Raw genomic sequence first — 17,922 nt, 5'->3', positions numbered from 1 at the left:
GGCTGGGCGCACGCCCACCCGATGATTCCGACGTCCTCCCTGGCCATTGCGGCAGGGGCGAGGACACACGCTCGCATGATCGCCAGAAAGTCGCGGCGGGTCATCGTCCAAAGGCGGTCGGGCGCCGAATCCGTCACGCTGGGCGACAAGTTCGGCGCAGCGAGCACGCTCAGGCGCGCTGTCCGCAGAGCGTGCAGAAGGCCTGTCCGGGCGCCAGCCGATGCCCGCAGGCGACGCAGAACCGTGGCGCTGCCGGCACGACCGCCGCCGCGGGGGTGATGAGCGCCTCGATCGCCCCCGCCAGGCGCTTGACCCCTTCGGCGAAATAGGGCTCGGGCGGAATGATCACGGCATTGATCGAGGACAGCGCGGCAAGCGAGGCGGGCAACTCCTCGCGCGCGGGCATCCTGGCCTGCCTGACGAGCACCGGCACCAACGGCAGCTCGAGGCCGAGCGCGGTCTCGAGCTCGAAGCGCACCGGATCGTCGGCCTGGTCGAGGCGGCGGCGGCCCTGGCGGTCGGTGGCGTCGGCCCACTGCGGTCCGATGATCGCCACCAGTACGCGCGCGGCCCGGATCGTCTCCTCCACCTTGCGCACGAAGTCCATGCCGGCGGGAATCGAGTCGACATCGCGAAAGACGGCGTGATCACCGAAGTGCATGCCGAGCCGGTCGCGGATGCGGCCGGTGATGTGCTCGGTGTCGTCGCGGCGGTAGGAGAGGAAGATCATCGGCTCGATGCCCGCCTGCACGCGCGGCGCGGATGCGATGCGGCTCGCCGCTTCGGGCGCGGGCGCGGCTGGGACCGCCGGCGCCTCGGTCGCTTCCGGACCGATGACGCGCAGATAGAAGTAGTCGTTCGGCGACAGCATCGAGCCGAACGCATTGCCCAGCCCGCGCAGCGACAGTCCGCCCGGGCCGAGCAGGGGCGCCTTCTCGCCGCACTCGAGGCACACGGTCTCGCCTGCGCGCAGCGCGAGCGTCAGCGGCGGGCTCTTGTAGAAGTCCATCGACACGCCGATCTCGTGCGATCCGGCCGGCAGGGCGTAGCGCCGGGTCGCCCCGGCCTCGAGACTGTCGATCTTGCGGCCGTCGATGAGCACGCTGTAGCTGCGCAGCACTTTGACCGCCGCGCGCGGGCGGGTCAGCTCGACCGTGGCGAGGGGAGCGTCGTTCATGATGTGCAGGGGCCGTCAGTACTGCTCGGTACCGAGCGAGAGGTAGAACACCGTGATGCCGAGGGCGACGAAGAACCAGGTCTTGCCGGCCGCCAGCTTCTCGGGCGACTCGGCGCGCATCCAGTAGTACAGGCCCATGCCCAGGCCGACAACCGGGAACACCACGCTGGCGGCGATCACCCCCCACTTGAGGCCGGCCGACACGCCGGCTTCGGCGCGGGTCAGATCGACGACGTGGATCGGCTCGGCCGGCGTGGCGGGCGGCTCCGGAACGGGCTTGCGTTCGGGAGCGGGGGCGTTCACCGGCTGGGCGAGCGTCGCGCCGCAGTGGCCGCAGAAGCGCGCGCCCGCCTCGTTCTCCTTGCCGCACTCGGGACAGAACATGATCGCCTCCTCCGCTCGGGGGTCTGCTCCAGTATAGGCAAGGAGCCCGGCCGATGAGCCCGCGCTGCCGCAATCAGCTGCCGCAGTCCGCCGCCAGCCAGCGTCCGGCGGTCTCGACGTCGAGGTCGCCGCGCGTGGAACGCATCGTCACCCGCGTGGTGAAGCGCTCGGGGCTGTCGATCTGCGCCCTGAACTGGCCGCTCGCGTCCGGCCCCGTGCAGCTGAGCCGCCCGGTGACCGTGTTGCCCGCCTTGACCACGTCGGTCAGCGTGCAGTTGCCCTCGACCTTGCCCGAAAAGATGTTGTCCTGGCGCGCCTGCTCGGGCGTGATGCAGCTGCGCGCGCTGCCGTCCTGGCCCAGGCTCACGCCGCGCTGCGCCATCTGCTGCTCGATCATGCGGCGGGTGTCGGGCGGCAGGTTCTTGAGCTGCTGCTGCAGCTGCGCCATCTGCGACGACATGTCGGGCAGGCCGCCCAGGCTCAGGTGGGTGGAGCGGAACTCCCACAGGCCGGGGCGGATGTTCTGCACGGCGTGCGCGGAGAGCGGGAGGCTGGCGAGCGCCAGCACGAGCGCGGCGGATCGACGGAAGTTCATGGCGGCATCCTGTGGAGTGTCGGTTCGGCGAAGTGCAATTATCGCCGCCCACCGCGCGCCGTTCCGCCGCGTTGTGCAAGCAGGCGTTGCAGGCGCGCAGCGCTGCGGGCGTGCCGAGCGGCGCACTTGCCGGCACCCTGGGCGGCGAACTGGCCTATAATCCCGGCCCTTCTCCGATCTCCCACGCGCCCGCCCATGTCCGCTGCCCGTCGTCCCGCCTGCCATCACGCGCCGCTGCGCGTGGGCGGTCGCGTGCGCGGCATCGGTTGCGACGGCTCGCCGCTGCGCGATCTGGCGACTCAGCTCGCCTTCAAGGTCACAGGGTCACCCGCCGTGCTTTCCCAGGCCGTGCGGGATCCGGCCCGGGGCTGAGCCCCGCCACCCCGCACGGCACTTGCCCAGGACGCGCATGACGCGTGTCCTGTTCAACGTGCAGCCGACGCGGGACGATCCAGTCTTCCGCCGATCCAGGACCGCAGCCGCGGTCGGGCCACAAGCCCTTTGCAGGGATCGCGCGTTCGCATCAAACCCCGCCCGAGCTGCTTCCGAAGCGCCGCGCCCCGTTCGCCGCGGCGCGCTCGTACGAGGGGTGATGTCATGGTTCTCACACGCAGTTTCGTCAGGGCGAAGCGGCCCTGCACCGATGGATTCCGCTGGTTCGTGCGCCAGTTCAACGACGGCGGCCACTACCAGGAGCTGCTCGACCGGATGGTCGCCGCGGGCCGCGTCGGCGACGCCTGCTGGCTGCTCGAGCAGTTCGGCCCCACCGACGAGGTGCGCGAGGTGGACGCGATCGACGCCGAGGCGATCGTGTTCTCCGGCACGCTGCGGGTGCGCGGCGGCATCGACGTCGAGGGCATCGTCCGCGTCGGCCGGGCGCTGCACGCCGGCGGCGGGCTGCGCGTCGGCGGCGATCTGATCGTCGGCGAGGATCTGCGTACCGAGGGCAAGGTCCGCGTCACGGGCCGCATCGACATCGGCGGCGACCTGCGCGCCGGCTGGGGCGTCGAATGCGCCGGCGAGCTGCGCTGCGCGGGCGACCTGCGCGCCGGCTGGGCGCTGCGCTGCGACGGCCGCCTGCACCTGGGCGGCAACGCCTTCGTCGGCCTCGAGCTCGACGCCGGCAGCGAGCTGCGCTGCGCCAAGAGCCTGCAGGTGGGCGGCGACATCGTCGCCGCCGAGGGCCTGCGCGCCGAGCAGGGCATCACCGCGGGCGGCTCGATCCGGGCCGACCTCCACCTCGAGGCCGGCTGGGGCATCAAGGCCGGCGGTCTGATCGCCGCCGGCGGCGCGATCCGCGTCGGCGAGGGCCTGCACGCCGGCGAGGGCATCGCGGCCGGCGCCGGCTATGGCGTGTTCGCCGGGCTCGGCGTGCATATGGAAGCCTGGGAAGCCAGCGCCCGCGTCAGCGCGCCGCACAAGCCCGCCGGCCTGATGAGCGGCTGGTGGGCCGGCCCGGCCGCGTGCTGAAGGGGATCCCGCCATGACGCTCGCCCTGCCGCTCGCCCTGCCGCCAGCCCTGCCGCCGCTGACCCCGTCGCCGCGCTCGGCCCTTGCCTTCCCGCAACCGCCGCCGCTGCGCCGCCTGCGCGAGCGGTTCGAGGCCTGCGTCGCGCGCCTGCTCGACCCACCCCGGCTCGAGCTGCGCATCGACGTTCAGCACCCGCCGCAATCCATCGAGACCGAACTCGACGCCCTGCACGGTCGCCTGCACGACCCGGACGACGCCCTGTCGCGGTGCACGGCGCTGCCCTCGCCCTGCCCGGCTCGCTTCCCCGGCCTGGCGTTCCGTCACCGCGAGGCGGACGGCGAGCATTACATCTACGTCGAGGACGTGGCCAACGCCCGCCTCGCCGGCTACACGGTGTTCAACCGCCTGATCGAGGTCGATCGCCGCGCCGACCGCCACGCGCGCGCGCCGCACTCCAAGTACGCCCCCGCCTACCAGGGCCGCGGCATTGCCACCGCCGTCTATGAGCTCGCCCTGGCGGGCTGCGACGGCCTGCAGGGCGCGGACGGCACACCCTTCTTCCTGGTCAGCGGCGCCCGCCAGTCGGTCGGCGCCCATGCCCTGTGGCAGGCGCTCGGCCGGCGTCATGCGCTGCGCTACGTGGCCCTGCGCGACAGGTGCATGTACGACCTGGGCTGCGCGCCCCCCGCCGCGCAGCGCGACCACCTCGGCACGCGCATGATCCTGCTCGGACAAGGCTGGAGCCTCGCCAGGCTGGGGGCGCTCGGCCTCCTCCACCGCGACGCTCGAGCGGGCGCCGAGGCCGCCAACGGACCGATGCGGCGGCGCGCCTGAAGCCGCGATGCGGCCGACGCTTGCAGCGGACCGGGCGTATCATTCGCGTCCGACGCGCGCGGCATTTCGCGGCGCAAGGTGACTCAAAGGGTGTCGTGAGTTGAAGATTCGAGAGGTCCAGCACCCGGCTCGTGTCGTTCCGCTGGCGTTCCTGGTCATGATCCTGTTCGGGACCGCGCTGCTCATGCTGCCGGCCGCGCACGCCGAGGCCGGCGGGGCCCCCTGGATCGTCGCGCTCTTCACCGCGGTTTCCGCGGTGTGCGTGACGGGGCTGGTGACGGTGGACACCGGAACCTACTGGTCGCCCTTCGGCCAGTGGGTGATCATGGCGCTGTTCCAGATCGGCGGATTCGGCATGATGACCGCGGCCACGCTGCTCGGGCTGCTGGTGAACCGCTCCTTCCGCCTGCGCACGCGGCTCACCGCACAGGCCGAGACCCACACACTGGGGATCGGAGACGTCACCAGCGTCGCCAAGCTCGTGCTGCTCGCGACCCTGATCGTCGAGGCGATCGCCGCGCTGGCGCTCACCCTGCGCCTGCGCACCGGCTACGACCTGAGCTGGGCCGAGGCCGGCTGGAGCGGCCTTTTCCACGCCGTCTCCGCGTTCAACAACGCCGGATTCTCGATCCACGCCGATGGGCTCATGCGCTATGCATCCGACGGGATCCTCCTCGCACCCATCATGCTGGCGATCGTGATCGGCGGCCTCGGCTTCCCGGTGCTGCACGATCTGCGCCGCAAGTTCAGGGACCCGCGGCACTGGTCGGTGCACACCAAACTGACGCTGGTCGGCACCGCCGTGCTGCTCGCAGGCGGCACCCTGCTGCTGCTCGCCTTCGAGTGGTCGAACCCGCGCACGCTCGGTACCATGGCCGCGGGCGACAAGCTGCTGTCGGCGATGTTCGCCTCGGTTTCGGCGCGCACGGCCGGCTTCAACACCCTCGACATCGGCGGGCTGACCCATGAGAGCCTCGGCCTGCACTATTTTCTGATGTTCATCGGCGGCGGCAGCGCGGGCACCGCCGGGGGCGTGAAGGTCGGCACCGCGATGATCCTGGCGATGCTGGTCATCGCCGAGATCCGGGGGCGGATGGACACGGAGGCCTTCGGACGGCGCATCAGCCCCTCTTCCCAGCGCCAGGCCATCACCGTACTGGTCCTCGGCAGCGCCGTGGTCGTGCTGGGCACGCTGTTCATCCTGCACACGACGGCGATCGCCACCGACAAGATCATCTTCGAGGTGATCTCCGCCTTCGCGACCGTCGGGCTGTCCACCGGCATCACGGCCGAGCTGCCCGAGTCGGCGCAACTGATGCTGGCCCTGCTGATGTACATCGGCCGGGTCGGCACCATCACCCTGGCTGCGTCGCTCGCGCTGGGCGAGCATCGCATGCCCTACCGCTATCCAGAGGAGCATCCCGTTGTTGGCTAGGCTATTTACCGAGCAGTTCGCCTTCTCGCGGGGCGACAGTGTGGTCGTGATCGGACTGGGGCGCTTCGGCGGCGCCGTGGCCAACTCCCTGATGCAGCTCGGGCACGACGTGATGGGAATCGATCGCGACGCGGAGCCGGTGCATGAATGGGCGGACCTGCTCACCCATGCCGTCCAGGCCGACTCGACCAATGCCATGACCATGCGCCAGCTGGGCGTGGCCGATTTCGCGCACGCGATCGTGGGCATCGGCGGCGACCTGGCTGCCAGCCTGATGACCGTCATGGCGCTGACCGAGCTGGAGATCCCCGACATCTGGGTGAAGGCCATGACGCCCGAGCACGGCAAGATCGCCAAGCGCATCGGCGCGCATCACGTGGTCTACCCCGAGGCCGACATGGGGGAGCGCGTCGCCCACCTCATCAGTGGCCGGATGATGGACTACATTGAATTCGACGACGGCTTTGCGATCGCCAAGATCCACGCACCGGCCGCGACACACGACCTGTCGCTCGCCGAGTCGGCCGTGCGCGAGAAGTTCGGCGTCACCATCGTCGGCATCAAGCGTGCGAACGAGGACTTCCAGCATGGCAAGCCGGGGAGCATCGTGCGGGCCGACGACCTGCTGATCGTGTCCGGCCCCACCAAGAAGGTCGAGGCATTCGCGGCGAGCGGACGCCGCGCCTAGCCGGCAGGGCTGCCGCTGCGCCTTGCGCGCATGCACACCGTCCGCTTCATCCCGCTGTCTTCGCAGGAGGTCCCGAAAAATGCTCGACTGGATCCTGAGTCAGTTCAAGCGGCAGTCAGCCGAAGACATCGAGCGCGCGCGCGAGATGGTCAGGACCGCCGAGCGCGACGGCACCCGCGCGAACCTCGAAAGCGCGCGCGAGACGGCGCGCAGGCTCGGAATCGAGGTGGCTCCCGACGCGAGCGCAGAACAGCTGGTTCAGGCCATCCGACGCTACCTGGCGCGCCACGGCCAGGCATGAGACCGCGTGCTCACTGCCCGGGCGCCAGCCCGACCCATGACAGCACTTCAGCTGCGACCGAGGCCCCGCCCCACCACAGCAGCATCACCGAGGCCACCGCGACCAGCGTGGCCAGGTAGCCGCCGAGCAGCATCAGGCCATCGCGCAGACGCAGCCCCCATGACATCAGCACGATGGCCAGCGCCGGCAGCACGTTGTCGAAGCTGATGATCGGCACCGGCACCATCATCGACAGCCCGGCGGCGGACAGCATCACCCCGTTCAGCACGCGGGCCGGCCGGTCGCTCAGCGCCAGCAGGCGCGGCCGCCCCCACAGGGCGATCAGCTTCACGACGCGGCCGAGCATGCGTTCCAGCAAGGCGCGGGCGCGGCCGTTCATCTCGCGCCGGGCGAGCCAGCGCGGCAAGGGCAGGGGCTGGCCCATCACCACCCCGAACGCGATCAGCAGGCAGACGGCGCCCACCGCCGAGGCCATGCCGGGGAGCGCGACCGGAAACAGCAGCGGCATCGCCAGCAGGCCCAGCCACACCACGCGCTGGCGGTTGCTCTGGCCGAGCGCATCGGCCATCGTGCCGTTCATCGACGCGAGCTGCGCCCCGGCGATCCGTTCCACGGTCGCCCTGCGTCTGTCGTTCATGGGCCCCGATGCCGACGGCGCCTCGTCGTTCTTCTGCTTCACGATCATCCCGATGGCGCACCTGCCGAGGCTGGACGGACCCCGTCCCGATCGGCAGGCGCTAGACTTTGTTCAGTACCGATCGATGGACTCCTGATGAACTTGCACAGTTCCGCGCGGGCGCAGCGTGCCTGAAGACGTCGAGCCCTGGTCCCCGGGGGGAGCCCGCACGCGGCCGGCCGCGATCGCGGCCCCCCGGCTCGACCCGGCGTCCCCGCTGCTGTTCGTGATCAACGCCGCGGCGGGCGCGCAGGACGTCGACGCCAAGCGTGCGGTGATCGAATCGGCCCTCGCCGAACGCGGGCGCAAGGGCGAGCTGCTCGTCTGCGAGCCCGACGATCTGCCACGCGTGGCCACCGAGGCCGCGGCGGCGGCGCTGGCGCGCAGCACGGCGGTGGTGGCGGTCGGCGGCGACGGCAGCCTCAGCACGGTGGCGCGCGCGGCGCACGCGGCGGGTTGCGCGATGGGCGTCATCCCCTACGGCACTTTCAATTACTTCGCGCGCACGCACGGCATCCCCACCGATCCGCTCGCCGCCGCAAGACAGCTGGCCGATGCGCGTCCGCAGCCGGTGCAGGTGGGGTCGATCAACGACCGCGTCTTCCTGGTCAATGCCAGCCTCGGCCTCTACCCGGAGTTGCTGCAGGACCGCGAGGCCTTCAAGGCGCGCTTCGGCCGCAGCCGCTGGGTGGCTTTCGTGGCGGCCTTCGCGACGCTGCTGCGCGCGCAGCGCCGGCTGCGCCTGCACATCGAGACCGGTGCCACGGCGCGCGACGTGCACACGCTGACGCTCTTCGTGGGCAACAACCCGCTCCAGCTGCAGCAGTTCGGCGCGGAACCGGAGGACACCCTGCCCGGCACGCCCGGCGACGGCAGCCTCGCCGCGCTGGTGCTGCGGCCGATCGGGACGCTGGCGATGCTCGGGCTGATGGCGCACGGGGCGATGGGCCGGCTCAGGGAGGCCGCCGGGGTGGAGCGCTTCGAGTTCACGCACATGGTGGTGAGGCCGACCCTGGCGCCAGGACACCGCAAGGTGGTCGTGGCCTGCGACGGCGAGGTGACGCGCATGCGCACGCCGATCGAAATCCGCGTGCTCGACACGCCCCTGTACCTGCTCCGCGGCGACGACGCCGCGGACACGCCCCACGCGCCGCGGGCGGCCCCATGAGCGTGCTGCTCCATCTCTCCGACACCCATTTCGGCACCGAGCGCGCGCAGGTGATCGAGGCCCTGCTCGCGCTGGCCGCCCGCGAGCGCCCCGACCTGGTGGTGCTGTCGGGGGACATCACGCAAAGGGCACGGCCTGCCCAGTTCCGCGCCGCGAGGGCCTTCGTCGAGCGCCTCGGCGCACCGCTGCTCGCCATACCGGGCAACCACGACATCGCGCTCTTCGATCTGTGGGCGCGCACGGTGCAGCCCTACGCGCGCTATGCCCGCGCGTTCGGGGCCGATCTCGAGCCCGTTCATGCGTCGCGGGACCTGCTCGTCGTCGGCGTCAACACCACCCGCGCCTGGCGGCACAAGCACGGCGAGGTGTCGCCGCTGCAGATCGATCGCGTGACCGCCCTGCTCCGCACGGCCCGACCGCGGCAGCTGCGCGTGGTGGTCGTGCATCAGCCGGCGGCCGTGTGCCGGCCCGAGGACCGCAGGCACCTGCTGCGCGGCCACCATGCCGCCCTGCGGGCGTGGGCGGCCGCGGGCGCGGACCTCGTGCTGGGCGGGCACATCCACCTGCCCTACATGCTGGCGCCGCCCGGCCTGGCGCGCCGGCTGTGGGTGGTGCAGGCGGGCACCGCCGTGTCCGCGCGCACCCGCCCCGGGTTTCCCAATTCGGTGAATATCGTGCGCTGGCACGGGGGGCCCGGGGGACGCGGTGCAGATCCGCCGGGCGAGGACGCGGGACGCGGCGACTGCGTCATCGAGCGCTGGGACTACGCAGCCGATGCGCACGCCTTCGTCCGCGCAGTCCTCACCCGGCTCACGCCGGAGCGCGCCTGAGCTCAGGCGTGCGCGAGCGCGACCGGCTGCCAGCCGCCGCCGGCGTACTGCCTGCTGCCGCCAACTGGCCGACGTTCCGCGCCTGAGCGCGGCGGAATGGGCGCTGCTGAAGCACGGCCTGATGGCGCTGCCGCCCGATCATCTAGCGGCGATCCGGCGCAAGAAAAGCAAGATGGCGCTGGACGGGGAGCGTATCAATCGGACCCTGGCGGGAGGGCCGCTGCGGTCATCAAAGCCGGCACGCAGTTATCCGAACGGGATGACCGCTTACTCTTTTCATCAACTCACACTATCGGCCATCAGCTGCCCGTCCTCCTCTCCACAATCCTGCCATCCTGATGGCCGCTGGGCCTCGAAACCTGTCATTGCCTCAAGCACGTCGCTCCGCTGTCCTCATCCCTTCTGATGGACTTGTCGTGCGTCGCCGATGTCGCGCCGGGCGTGAGCGACGATGACAAGCCCCGACCACAGCGCGAGCCCGGACATCACCAGTGCAACGACAAGGTCCGGCAATGCGCTTCCGGTACCGAAGACGCCTGCCGCCGCCAGGATCACCGCGAGATTGCCGATCGCATCGTTGCGGCTGCACAGCCACACCGAACGCATGTTCGCGTCGCCCGCGCGAAATCGATACAACATCATCGCCACCCCTGCGTTGGCGAGCAGTGCGAGGATGCCGACCACGCCCATCGTAATCGGCTCAGGCGTCACGCCGTGCTGGAAGGCCCACAGGGCGCGTGCCATTACAACGGCGCCGAAAAGCACCATCGCCACGCCCTTGAGCAAGGCCGCGCGTGCCCGCCATATCAATCCCCACGACAGCACCGTCAGCGACAGCGCATAGTTGGCGGCATCTCCTGCGAAATCGAGGGCGTCGGCCCATAGGGCGACCGAACCGACTGCAAGGCCGGCGACGAATTCGACCAAGAACATCGCCGCATTCACGATCAATGCAATCCACAGTGCTTGGCGGAAGCGCGGGCTCGCTGCGCTGGCATCGCAGGTGGAGTGGGAACAACAGCCGGCCATGGTTTTCTCCTTTACGTGGGCGAGGGGTGCATCACACACCCTGTAGCCACTACAGGGTCAAGCGGTTAAGCTGTTGGGCGGTTGCAATGAGGAGATGCAGGCGATGAAGATCGGTGAATTGGCCAAGGCCGCGCACGTCGAGGTCGAAACCATCCGCTACTACGAACGGATCGGTCTGCTCCCGGCGCCTTCCCGCAGCCCCAATGGATATCGGGCCTACGCGGGTGGGCACCTTGAGCGCCTCGCGTTCATCCGCCACTGCCGGGCACTGGACCTTGCCTTGGTCGACGTCGCGCAACTGCTGCGCTTCGTGGACGACCCCACAACCGACTGTGCTGAGGTCGACGCGTTGATCGACTCCCAACTCACCCGTGTCCGCGCGCGTCTCGACACCCTGCAAATGCTCGAGCGCCAACTCGTCGCCCTGCGCAACCAGTGCGGTGCCCCCGATCGTGCGGCGCAATGCGGCATCCTGCATGAGCTCGAGGCGCCGACGCGGGGGGATGTCTGTGTGTGCCACGATGAGCATGCGCAATGATCTGCGGTTCGGTGGCGGCGTGACCACAATGTGGGGTGCCAGCGCTCCGGTACGTTCATGGTCGCGATATGAGCCGTCAGCCAACGGGCCGGAGTTAAAATCGTCGCCCATGCACCGTTGGCTTGCCATCTTCTTCCTGCTGCTCGTTCCACTTCAGTTCGCTTCGGCGGGCCTGGAGGCGTACTGCTTGGAATCGGCCGGTTTCGCGACCAGCCACGGCGACCACCATCCACATACCTGTCAGGTGGATGAAGGCGATGAAGGGATGAAAGGGCAGCTTCACGCCGACTGCGGTTTCTGCCAGATCCTGGCGAGCGCGGCACTGCTCGATGCGGGTCGTCTGCCATTGACAGGACTGGGCCATGTCCTCGTCGACGCCGGGCGGGACTTCAACGCGTCTGCGCTGGTCACCGAGCCTGAACGCCCCAAGTGGCGCCTCGCTGCCTGAGCGGCAGCCCACCCCTGTCTTCCCCTCGTCTTCGAGCGCGCGCCGCACGGTAGCGGCGGTGTGCTCCATTGCGGACGTCCGGGCACTGCCTATGGCGTCCGCCCCTCCCGAAGCCTGGGAACCAACCCTCGAGATCGACTCGATGCACGACAAACGAACCCAATGGTGGTGGCTGATGGCCGCCTGGGCCGTGGCTCTGGTATCCACGCTGGGCGCGCTCTTCATCGGTGAAGTGATGGGCATGACGCCCTGCGTGCTGTGCTGGTACCAGCGGATCGCCATGTTCCCGCTCGCCCTCATTCTGGGCATGGCCGTGTTCGCCGAGGACCGGCGCGGTGCGGTGTATGCGCTGCCATTCGCGCTCGCTGGTCTCGCGCTGGCCGCCTATCACAGCGCACTGATCGCAGGCTGGGTGCCACAGTGGTGGGTGCCGTGCGGCACCGGCCCCTCGTGCAGCCAGCAAGCCCTGGTCATCCTTGGCGACATCCAGATTCCCTGGCTATCGCTGGCGGCCTTCCTCGCCATCGCCGCCGCCCTGACGATTTATCTGATAAGGACCCGTAAATGAACACACGAAAACTCCTGGCACTCGCCGTGTTGCTGATCCTCGGCCTGGCCTTTTACTTCGGCATGGATGCCTATCGCGACCGCACACAGGCCGAGCAGGACACGCGCGTCGCTGTGGAAGGAAGCCGCCTCGTGCGGATGCATACCCCGATCATCGGGCCGCAGAACGCGCCGGTCACCATCGTCGAGTTCTTCGATCCCGCCTGCGAGACCTGCCGCGCCTTCTATCCGATCGTCAAGCAGATCATGGCCCAGCATCCGGACAAGGTCCGGCTTGCGCTGCGCTATGCGCCCTTCCATCACGGCTCGGACCAGGTGGTGAAACTGATCGAGGCTGCGCGCAAGCAGGGACTCTACACCCCGGTGCTCGAGGCGCTGCTGGCCACGCAACCGGAGTGGGCCGACCACGCGGCGCCCAACATCGGCATCGCCTTCGAAGCAGCCGCCCGCGCCGGCCTGGACATGGGACGCGCCCGGCAGGACATGGAGACGCCCGAGATCCAGGCCGTGCTCGCGCAGGACATCGAGGATCTGACCGCGTTGCAGGTCAGCAAGACACCAACCTTCTTCGTCAATGGACGCAGCCTGCCGAGCTTCGGCCCCGAGCAGTTGGCACGCCTGGTAGCGGAGGAAGTGGGTAAAGTGCAGCCGTGATCGGTTTGTTCAAGCTCGCCGGCCTGTTCGCCTTGACGGCCGTGGCCGAGATCGTCGGCTGCTATCTGCCCTGGCTCGTGTTGAAGCAGGGCCGGAGTGCCTGGCTGCTCGTGCCCGCAGCGCTGTCGCTCGCCGCCTTCGCCTGGCTGCTGACACTGCATCCGACTGCAGCCGGGCGAACCTATGCCGGTTACGGCGGCATGTACATCGCGGTCGCGTTGGTGTGGCTTCGCGTCGTGGATGGCGTTGCGCTGACCCGCTGGGATGTCGCGGGCGCCGGCGTCGCGCTGGTCGGCATGGCCATCATTGCGCTGCAACCGGCCGCCTCTCCCTGAAAGTATCATTGTTGCTTCTCGGGGCGCTCTGGCGACCGCAAACACCGCTCACCTCATCCACATGTACTGCTGGTGTCGCATCATGTGGTCCATCATCATCTGCTGCATCGGCATGTATTGATCCATCATGTACTGGCGCTGCCTTTGTTGTTCGGGCGTAAGCGTCGAGTAGTAGCCGCCCATATGGCCCCATCCCATCATTGGGCCCATCGTCATTCCGGGCCCCATCCCCGGGCCGCCCATGCAGCAGCCCATGCCGCCGCCCGGCCCCCACATGCCGTGCATCAGCTGCATGTTGTTCTGCATCGTGGCCCAGTGCTCCTGGAGTAGTTTTTGCCGCGCTTCGGGATCCTGAGTCTGGTTGATCTTGTCCATCTGCTCTTGCATCTTCTTCATGTTCTCCTGCGCCTGCGCCATCCGCTTGTCGAACTCCTGCACGTTGGGCGGCTCGAGGTTCGCTTGGGCACCAGACGCCGGCTGGGCGAGAGCGGGCATGGACGAAAGTACAACGGCGGACAACGCGGCTGCCAGGATCGTGTTCTTCATCTCGATTCTCCTATGTCACAAGCGGAGGCCATGACGGTCTTGTTACGACGGACCGATGACCACTGGGGATTGCGCCCGGGGACGGGCAGCGGGGGGAAACGGCGCGCATCGGCGATTGATGTTCATCTGGCCCCCGTCGCTAAGTCAGAAGTCTGGATGCCCACCCGGCAACGGCCGTCTTCGCGCAAGCAGATGCGCTCGCGGAATCGTCCAAGATCACCCGAGAAGACATCATCCTCATCGGGTACCGAGCGAATCAGATCGGACAGGGGCCCCATCGTCGGCGAGCCGGTTACCAGCCGATGGTAGAGCCAGCGGCCATCCTTGATGGCGCTCAGCAGGCCAGCCTGACGCAGCGTTTTCAGGTGGCGAGAGAGCTTGTATTGCAGCTCTTGGAGGCTGTCCACCAATTCGCATAGACAGATCTCTTCGCCGGTGTCTACGAGCAGACGCATGATGCGAATGCGGGTGCGGTCGGCCAAGGCTTGGAAGACTTCTTCGGGTTTGACGGTGATGAGATGCATAGTTGCATCATAGTGCAAGCGTGCAGAACCGCTGAGCCGTCTGCGCCGCGAACAACATCTGCGGGGCAGGCCGCTGGTTAACTCACAACAGTGCTTTCAACTTGCTACCGCCGAGCGCCTGAGGTGACCGCCTGCGCGCCGTTGCCGCAGGCGGTCGGGCGGAGTCACTTCAGTGTGAAGCGTGCCGTGGTGGAAGGCTTGCCCGGAAGGGTGACAACCGCGACCAGCTTGGTGCCGGCGCCGACCTTGAAGCTACCCTTGGCTTCGAGTCGATCACCTGCAGGCTTGAGTTCGACATCTTGCTTGTTTGCGCCAGACAGCAGCGTGAGCTTGGCACTGCCGTTTGCCACATCAACAGGCTTGCCGTGATCGCGAAGATGCAACTGGATCACCTCGGGCTTGGCAACGAGTTCGAGATCGAGATCCTTGACCTCGACCACCACGCCTCCATGCATCGATTCATGCTCGTGAGCATGGTCATGCTCGTCGGCTGCAAAGGCGGGGCCCACAGACACGAGAGCAGCGAGGGCGACGACTTTTGAGAACTTCATGGTTTTTCCTTTCTGGTTTGCATGAGGCGGGTTAAGCAGCGTCAGAATGCTTCGGCGTTTCGATCGTCGAGCAGACTCTCTGCATCGCGGCGGCCGAAGAGCCAGAACATTGCAGGGGTAAGGAAGGTATCCAGCAGGGTCGAACTGATGAGGCCCGAGAAGATCACCACGGCCACCGGATGCAGAATCTCGGTACCCGGGCGCTCGGCCTCGAACAGCAGCGGTGCAAGCGCAAACGCGGTTACCAGTGCGGTCATCAGCACCGGCGACAGGCGCTCGATCGAGCCCCGCAGGATCATCGTGTGGTCGAAGCTCTCGCCCTCGATACGCATCAGGTTGAGGTAATGACTCACCTTGAGGATGCCGTTTCGCACCGAAATACCTGCAAGCGTGATGAAGCCGACGAGTGCCGCCACCGACAGCGGCTGACCGGAGATCCACAGTCCAATCACCGCCCCGACCAGTGCGAGCGGAATGTTCGCCATGATGAGCGCCGAGAGTCGAACCGACTTGTAGCGGCTGTAGAGCACGACGAACATCAGCACGAGTGAGACGATCGAAAGCAACCCGACCAAACGGGATGCCTCTTCCTGAGCTTGGAACTGCCCGCCGAGGGTGATGAAGTAGCCCTCGGGCAACTTAAGGTCGGCCACGACGGTGCGGATGTCCTCTACGACCTCCGATAGCGGACGCTGCTGCGCATTGGCCGAGAGCACGATGCGGCGCTTACCGTCGTCCCGGCTCACTTGGTTCGGCCCGTCACCATCCTCGATCGACGCCAGCTTCGACAAGGGCACATGTCCGGTCGGCGTTTCGATCAGGATCTGAGCCAGCCCGTCGACCGAGCGCGCCGTTTCCGGTAGGCGAACGACCAATGCGAACCGTCGACCACCCTCGACGATCTGGGTGACCTTCTCGCCCTCGACGAGGTTTTGCAGCGCGGCCAGAATCTGCGGTGCCGGCACCCCGTAACGGGCAGCGGCCGCATAGTCGATCCGCACCTTGATCTGCGGCGCGAGCACTTGCTTCTCGATCTCCAGGTCAGCGAGCCCCGGAATGGCGGCAAGCCGCGTTCGCAATACGTCAGCCTGACCGCGCAGGGTGTCGAGATCCTCGCCGAAGATCTTGATCGCGATCTGCGAGCGCACGCCCGACAGCATGTGGTCGATGCGGTGTGAGATCGGTTGCCCGATCGCGATCGCAGCTGGCAGATTGACCAGTCGCGACCGGATGTCTGCGGTGATCTCACCCATTGAGCGGCTCAGCTCACCGGCGGGTTTCAGCCCCACATCGAGCTCGCTGACGTGGACACCTTCCGCATGCTCGTCAAGCTCGGCCCGCCCGCTTCGGCGCCCGACGTGCGTCACTTCGGGAACCTGTTTCACGAGCACTTCCGCTTGCTGCGCGAGCACGGTCGACTCCGCCAGGGTAACGCCCGGGTTGAGCCGCATGCCGATCAGCAAGGTGCCTTCGTTGAACGGCGGCAGAAAGGTCGTGGGGAAGAACGGTACCGCAGCGGCAGCAATTGCCACCGCAACCGCACCCGCGGTGACGGCCGCCCTGGGGTGCTCGAGCACCCCCTGCAACGCCCCGCGATAACGTGCCTTGAGCCAGGCGAGCAAGCGCGTGTCACCGTGATCGAGGGACTTCATCCGGGGAAGCAGGTAAAAGGACAGCACCGGCGTCACGGTCACCGAAACGACCAACGAGGCGAGCGTGGAGACGATGAACGCCACGCCGAGCGGCACGAACAGCCGCCCCTCCATGCCAGGCAGCGCGAACAGCGGCAAGAACACCAGCACGATGATGATCGTCGCGTAAAGGATGGCCGAGCGCACTTCCATCGTTGCGCGCGCCACGAGTTCGATCGGGTGAAGCCGATGGTCGTGATGCTTTGCGCGGTCCTCCTTCAATCGGCGCAGCACGTTCTCTACGCCCACAACCGCATCGTCGACCAAGCCGCCAATCGCAATCGCGAGACCACCAAGGGTCATCGTGTTGATCGACTGCCCGAAATACTTGAAGACCAACGCCGTCATGAAGATGGACACCGGAATCGCGGTGAGCGCGATGATCGTCGGGCGCAGGGTGCCGAGAAAAAAGAAGAGGATTGCCGCAACGAACACCGATGCGCCAATCAGCTTACCCTTGAGCGTGCTGATCGATGCCTCGATGAAAGTCGCCTGCCGGAAGGTCACCTCCGGCGCATCCATCCCGGCCGGGAGCGATATCTTCATCTCTTCGAGCGCGGTTTCGATCGAGCGAGTCAGGTGAATGGTGTCCGCCGTAGGCTGCTTCTGAATGCCGAGGATGACGGCCGGCTTGCCCTCGAAGCCCGCATCCCCCCGTTTGGGCGCCGCTGCGAAGGTCACGGATGCGATCTGACGCAGCAGGATCGGCTGGCCATCTCGCGCAGTGATCGCGAGGTTCTTCAGATCCTCCAGGCTCGAGGTCCGACCGAGATGGCGGATGAGATACTCGCGCCCGTTCAGTTCGAGAAAGCCCCCCGAGGTGTTCGACGAGAAGCCTCGAATCGCCCCTTCCAACTGCTCCAACGAAACACCGAGCTCAGCCATACGGCGGGTGTCGGGCTGAACCTGGAACTGCCGCACCTCTCCGCCAATCGGGATGACTTGCGCGATGCCGGGGATCGCCATCAGGCGCGGACGAAGAACCCAGTCCGCATACTCTCGGACCTGCATCGGCGAGATCTTCGCCGTGTCGATCGGGATCGCGATCTGCATGATCTCGCCCATGACCGAGCTGATCGGCCCCATGCGCGGAATCACGTCTTCAGGCAACCCTTCCTCCATGGCTGAGAGGCGTTCCGACACCATCTGCCGGGCGCGGAAAATCTCGGTACTCCAGTCGAAGGTCACGTAGATGAAGGACAGCCCCGAGCTCGAGGTAGAGCGCACTGACTCCACGCCGGGCAAACCATTCATGGTGGTCTCGAGCGGAAAGGTGATGAGTTGCTCGACCTCCTCCGCCGCCATGCCGCCGGCTTCGGTCATGATCGTGACCGTCGGCTTGTTGAGATCCGGAAATACGTCCACGGGTGTTCGCGAAAGCGTGAACGCACCGTAGGCCATCAGTACCAGGCTGGCGATAATCACCAGCAGCCGGTTACCAAGGCTGTTGTCGAGTAGCCACTTGAACATCGGATAGACT

General features: G+C 67.6%; 22 protein-coding genes. 13 read left to right on the top strand and 9 right to left on the bottom strand.

Features of this window, described 5'->3' with window-relative positions:
• Positions 1-169 precede the first annotated feature (169 nt).
• From AAG895_RS03870 to AAG895_RS03860, 3 genes are all read right to left on the bottom strand, one after another.
• The gene (locus AAG895_RS03870) at positions 170-1,177 is read right to left on the bottom strand and encodes a TIR domain-containing protein (protein WP_345794241.1); all 1,008 of its coding nucleotides are present in this window, start codon (positions 1,175-1,177) and stop codon (positions 170-172) included.
• Between the two features lie 15 nt (positions 1,178-1,192).
• A complete protein-coding gene (locus tag AAG895_RS03865) occupies positions 1,193-1,561 on the bottom strand; it encodes a zinc ribbon domain-containing protein (protein ID WP_345794240.1) in 369 nt (122 codons plus the stop codon).
• A 73-nt stretch (positions 1,562-1,634) separates the two neighbouring features.
• Positions 1,635-2,156, bottom strand: a complete 522-nt coding sequence (locus AAG895_RS03860; RefSeq protein ID WP_345794239.1) for a DUF3617 domain-containing protein — start codon at positions 2,154-2,156, stop codon at positions 1,635-1,637.
• A gap of 195 nt (positions 2,157-2,351) precedes the next feature.
• Here AAG895_RS03860 and AAG895_RS03855 point away from each other — a divergent pair, with 195 nt between their 5' ends.
• From AAG895_RS03855 to AAG895_RS03830, 6 genes are all read left to right on the top strand, one after another.
• Positions 2,352-2,528, top strand: a complete 177-nt coding sequence (locus AAG895_RS03855) for a hypothetical protein (protein WP_345794238.1) — start codon at positions 2,352-2,354, stop codon at positions 2,526-2,528.
• 225 nt (positions 2,529-2,753) lie between these two features.
• On the top strand, positions 2,754-3,626 hold the full coding sequence (locus AAG895_RS03850; RefSeq protein ID WP_345794237.1) for a hypothetical protein: 873 nt from the start codon (positions 2,754-2,756) through the stop codon (positions 3,624-3,626).
• A gap of 13 nt (positions 3,627-3,639) precedes the next feature.
• Positions 3,640-4,461 carry a hypothetical protein gene (locus tag AAG895_RS03845; protein WP_345794236.1) on the top strand — a complete coding sequence of 274 codons (822 nt, stop codon included), beginning with the start codon at positions 3,640-3,642 and terminating at the stop codon, positions 4,459-4,461.
• Positions 4,462-4,618: 157 nt separating this feature from the next.
• Positions 4,619-5,896, top strand: coding sequence for a potassium transporter TrkG (locus tag AAG895_RS03840; RefSeq protein WP_345794235.1), 1,278 nt, complete (start codon positions 4,619-4,621; stop codon positions 5,894-5,896).
• Entirely contained in the window at positions 5,889-6,584 is a 696-nt protein-coding gene (locus tag AAG895_RS03835) for a TrkA family potassium uptake protein (RefSeq protein WP_345794234.1), read from the top strand. The genes AAG895_RS03840 and AAG895_RS03835 overlap by 8 nt, the downstream gene beginning before the upstream one ends.
• A 79-nt stretch (positions 6,585-6,663) precedes the next feature.
• Positions 6,664-6,885 (top strand): hypothetical protein, encoded by a 222-nt coding sequence (locus AAG895_RS03830; protein WP_345794233.1) that lies wholly within the window; start codon positions 6,664-6,666, stop codon positions 6,883-6,885.
• Between the two features lie 10 nt (positions 6,886-6,895).
• On the opposite strand, the gene AAG895_RS03825 is transcribed toward AAG895_RS03830, so the two are convergent.
• The gene (locus AAG895_RS03825; RefSeq protein WP_345794232.1) at positions 6,896-7,522 is read right to left on the bottom strand and encodes an exopolysaccharide biosynthesis protein; all 627 of its coding nucleotides are present in this window, start codon (positions 7,520-7,522) and stop codon (positions 6,896-6,898) included.
• 166 nt (positions 7,523-7,688) lie between these two features.
• Between AAG895_RS03825 and AAG895_RS03820 the strand changes: the two genes are divergently transcribed.
• Together AAG895_RS03820 and AAG895_RS03815 are read left to right on the top strand one after the other, a co-directional pair.
• Positions 7,689-8,729, top strand: a complete 1,041-nt coding sequence (locus AAG895_RS03820) for a diacylglycerol kinase family protein (RefSeq protein ID WP_345794231.1) — start codon at positions 7,689-7,691, stop codon at positions 8,727-8,729.
• Positions 8,726-9,559, top strand: coding sequence for a metallophosphoesterase (locus tag AAG895_RS03815; RefSeq protein WP_345794230.1), 834 nt, complete (start codon positions 8,726-8,728; stop codon positions 9,557-9,559). The genes AAG895_RS03820 and AAG895_RS03815 overlap by 4 nt, the downstream gene beginning before the upstream one ends.
• A gap of 393 nt (positions 9,560-9,952) precedes the next feature.
• On the opposite strand, the gene AAG895_RS03810 is transcribed toward AAG895_RS03815, so the two are convergent.
• On the bottom strand, positions 9,953-10,588 hold the full coding sequence (locus tag AAG895_RS03810) for a cation transporter (RefSeq protein ID WP_002924842.1): 636 nt from the start codon (positions 10,586-10,588) through the stop codon (positions 9,953-9,955).
• A 103-nt stretch (positions 10,589-10,691) separates the two neighbouring features.
• Between AAG895_RS03810 and cadR the strand changes: the two genes are divergently transcribed.
• The 5 genes from cadR (at position 10,692) to AAG895_RS03785 (ending at position 13,130) form a co-directional block, all read left to right on the top strand.
• Complete coding sequence (gene cadR, locus AAG895_RS03805) at positions 10,692-11,126, top strand: Cd(II)/Pb(II)-responsive transcriptional regulator (protein WP_345794229.1); 435 nt, start codon at positions 10,692-10,694, stop codon at positions 11,124-11,126.
• Complete coding sequence (locus tag AAG895_RS03800; RefSeq protein WP_345794228.1) at positions 11,110-11,574, top strand: hypothetical protein; 465 nt, start codon at positions 11,110-11,112, stop codon at positions 11,572-11,574. The genes cadR and AAG895_RS03800 overlap by 17 nt, the downstream gene beginning before the upstream one ends.
• Before the next feature lie 142 nt (positions 11,575-11,716).
• Complete coding sequence (locus tag AAG895_RS03795) at positions 11,717-12,142, top strand: disulfide bond formation protein B (protein ID WP_225433332.1); 426 nt, start codon at positions 11,717-11,719, stop codon at positions 12,140-12,142.
• On the top strand, positions 12,139-12,795 hold the full coding sequence (locus AAG895_RS03790) for a thioredoxin domain-containing protein (protein ID WP_002940125.1): 657 nt from the start codon (positions 12,139-12,141) through the stop codon (positions 12,793-12,795). The genes AAG895_RS03795 and AAG895_RS03790 overlap by 4 nt, the downstream gene beginning before the upstream one ends.
• On the top strand, positions 12,792-13,130 hold the full coding sequence (locus AAG895_RS03785) for a YnfA family protein (RefSeq protein WP_002940142.1): 339 nt from the start codon (positions 12,792-12,794) through the stop codon (positions 13,128-13,130). Before AAG895_RS03790 ends, AAG895_RS03785 begins: the two co-directional genes overlap by 4 nt.
• Positions 13,131-13,178: 48 nt before the next feature.
• On the opposite strand, the gene AAG895_RS03780 is transcribed toward AAG895_RS03785, so the two are convergent.
• From AAG895_RS03780 to AAG895_RS03765, 4 genes are all read right to left on the bottom strand, one after another.
• The gene (locus tag AAG895_RS03780; RefSeq protein ID WP_002940144.1) at positions 13,179-13,676 is read right to left on the bottom strand and encodes a hypothetical protein; all 498 of its coding nucleotides are present in this window, start codon (positions 13,674-13,676) and stop codon (positions 13,179-13,181) included.
• A gap of 122 nt (positions 13,677-13,798) precedes the next feature.
• Positions 13,799-14,200 carry a metalloregulator ArsR/SmtB family transcription factor gene (locus tag AAG895_RS03775; RefSeq protein ID WP_004367291.1) on the bottom strand — a complete coding sequence of 134 codons (402 nt, stop codon included), beginning with the start codon at positions 14,198-14,200 and terminating at the stop codon, positions 13,799-13,801.
• A 164-nt stretch (positions 14,201-14,364) separates the two neighbouring features.
• Positions 14,365-14,751: a hypothetical protein gene (locus tag AAG895_RS03770; protein ID WP_037983370.1), complete on the bottom strand. Its 387-nt coding sequence runs from the start codon at positions 14,749-14,751 to the stop codon at positions 14,365-14,367.
• Between the two features lie 41 nt (positions 14,752-14,792).
• Complete coding sequence (locus AAG895_RS03765) at positions 14,793-17,912, bottom strand: efflux RND transporter permease subunit (protein WP_004248730.1); 3,120 nt, start codon at positions 17,910-17,912, stop codon at positions 14,793-14,795.
• Positions 17,913-17,922: the final 10 nt, after the last annotated feature.

The organism is Thauera sp. JM12B12, assembly GCF_039614725.1.
In the GTDB taxonomy this organism is placed as follows: domain Bacteria; phylum Pseudomonadota; class Gammaproteobacteria; order Burkholderiales; family Rhodocyclaceae; genus Thauera.
This window is presented reverse-complemented; position numbering and strand designations above follow the sequence as displayed.

Excerpts from the sequence above, each read along its gene's own strand:
- AAG895_RS03845 (WP_345794236.1), top strand. The coding sequence starts at position 3,640 with ATGACGCTCGCCCTGCCGCTCGCCCTGCCGCCAGCCCTGCCGCCGCTG.
- AAG895_RS03865 (WP_345794240.1), bottom strand. The coding sequence starts at position 1,561 with ATGTTCTGTCCCGAGTGCGGCAAGGAGAACGAGGCGGGCGCGCGCTTC.
- AAG895_RS03825 (WP_345794232.1), bottom strand. The coding sequence starts at position 7,522 with ATGAACGACAGACGCAGGGCGACCGTGGAACGGATCGCCGGGGCGCAG.
- AAG895_RS03765 (WP_004248730.1), bottom strand. The coding sequence starts at position 17,912 with ATGTTCAAGTGGCTACTCGACAACAGCCTTGGTAACCGGCTGCTGGTG.
- AAG895_RS03795 (WP_225433332.1), top strand. The coding sequence starts at position 11,717 with ATGCACGACAAACGAACCCAATGGTGGTGGCTGATGGCCGCCTGGGCC.
- AAG895_RS03775 (WP_004367291.1), bottom strand. The coding sequence starts at position 14,200 with ATGCATCTCATCACCGTCAAACCCGAAGAAGTCTTCCAAGCCTTGGCC.
- AAG895_RS03850 (WP_345794237.1), top strand. The coding sequence starts at position 2,754 with ATGGTTCTCACACGCAGTTTCGTCAGGGCGAAGCGGCCCTGCACCGAT.
- AAG895_RS03770 (WP_037983370.1), bottom strand. The coding sequence starts at position 14,751 with ATGAAGTTCTCAAAAGTCGTCGCCCTCGCTGCTCTCGTGTCTGTGGGC.
- AAG895_RS03810 (WP_002924842.1), bottom strand. The coding sequence starts at position 10,588 with ATGGCCGGCTGTTGTTCCCACTCCACCTGCGATGCCAGCGCAGCGAGC.
- AAG895_RS03815 (WP_345794230.1), top strand. The coding sequence starts at position 8,726 with ATGAGCGTGCTGCTCCATCTCTCCGACACCCATTTCGGCACCGAGCGC.
- AAG895_RS03790 (WP_002940125.1), top strand. The coding sequence starts at position 12,139 with ATGAACACACGAAAACTCCTGGCACTCGCCGTGTTGCTGATCCTCGGC.
- AAG895_RS03840 (WP_345794235.1), top strand. The coding sequence starts at position 4,619 with ATGATCCTGTTCGGGACCGCGCTGCTCATGCTGCCGGCCGCGCACGCC.
- AAG895_RS03780 (WP_002940144.1), bottom strand. The coding sequence starts at position 13,676 with ATGAAGAACACGATCCTGGCAGCCGCGTTGTCCGCCGTTGTACTTTCG.
- AAG895_RS03870 (WP_345794241.1), bottom strand. The coding sequence starts at position 1,177 with ATGAACGACGCTCCCCTCGCCACGGTCGAGCTGACCCGCCCGCGCGCG.
- cadR (WP_345794229.1), top strand. The coding sequence starts at position 10,692 with ATGAAGATCGGTGAATTGGCCAAGGCCGCGCACGTCGAGGTCGAAACC.
- AAG895_RS03800 (WP_345794228.1), top strand. The coding sequence starts at position 11,110 with ATGAGCATGCGCAATGATCTGCGGTTCGGTGGCGGCGTGACCACAATG.
- AAG895_RS03860 (WP_345794239.1), bottom strand. The coding sequence starts at position 2,156 with ATGAACTTCCGTCGATCCGCCGCGCTCGTGCTGGCGCTCGCCAGCCTC.
- AAG895_RS03830 (WP_345794233.1), top strand. The coding sequence starts at position 6,664 with ATGCTCGACTGGATCCTGAGTCAGTTCAAGCGGCAGTCAGCCGAAGAC.
- AAG895_RS03855 (WP_345794238.1), top strand. The coding sequence starts at position 2,352 with ATGTCCGCTGCCCGTCGTCCCGCCTGCCATCACGCGCCGCTGCGCGTG.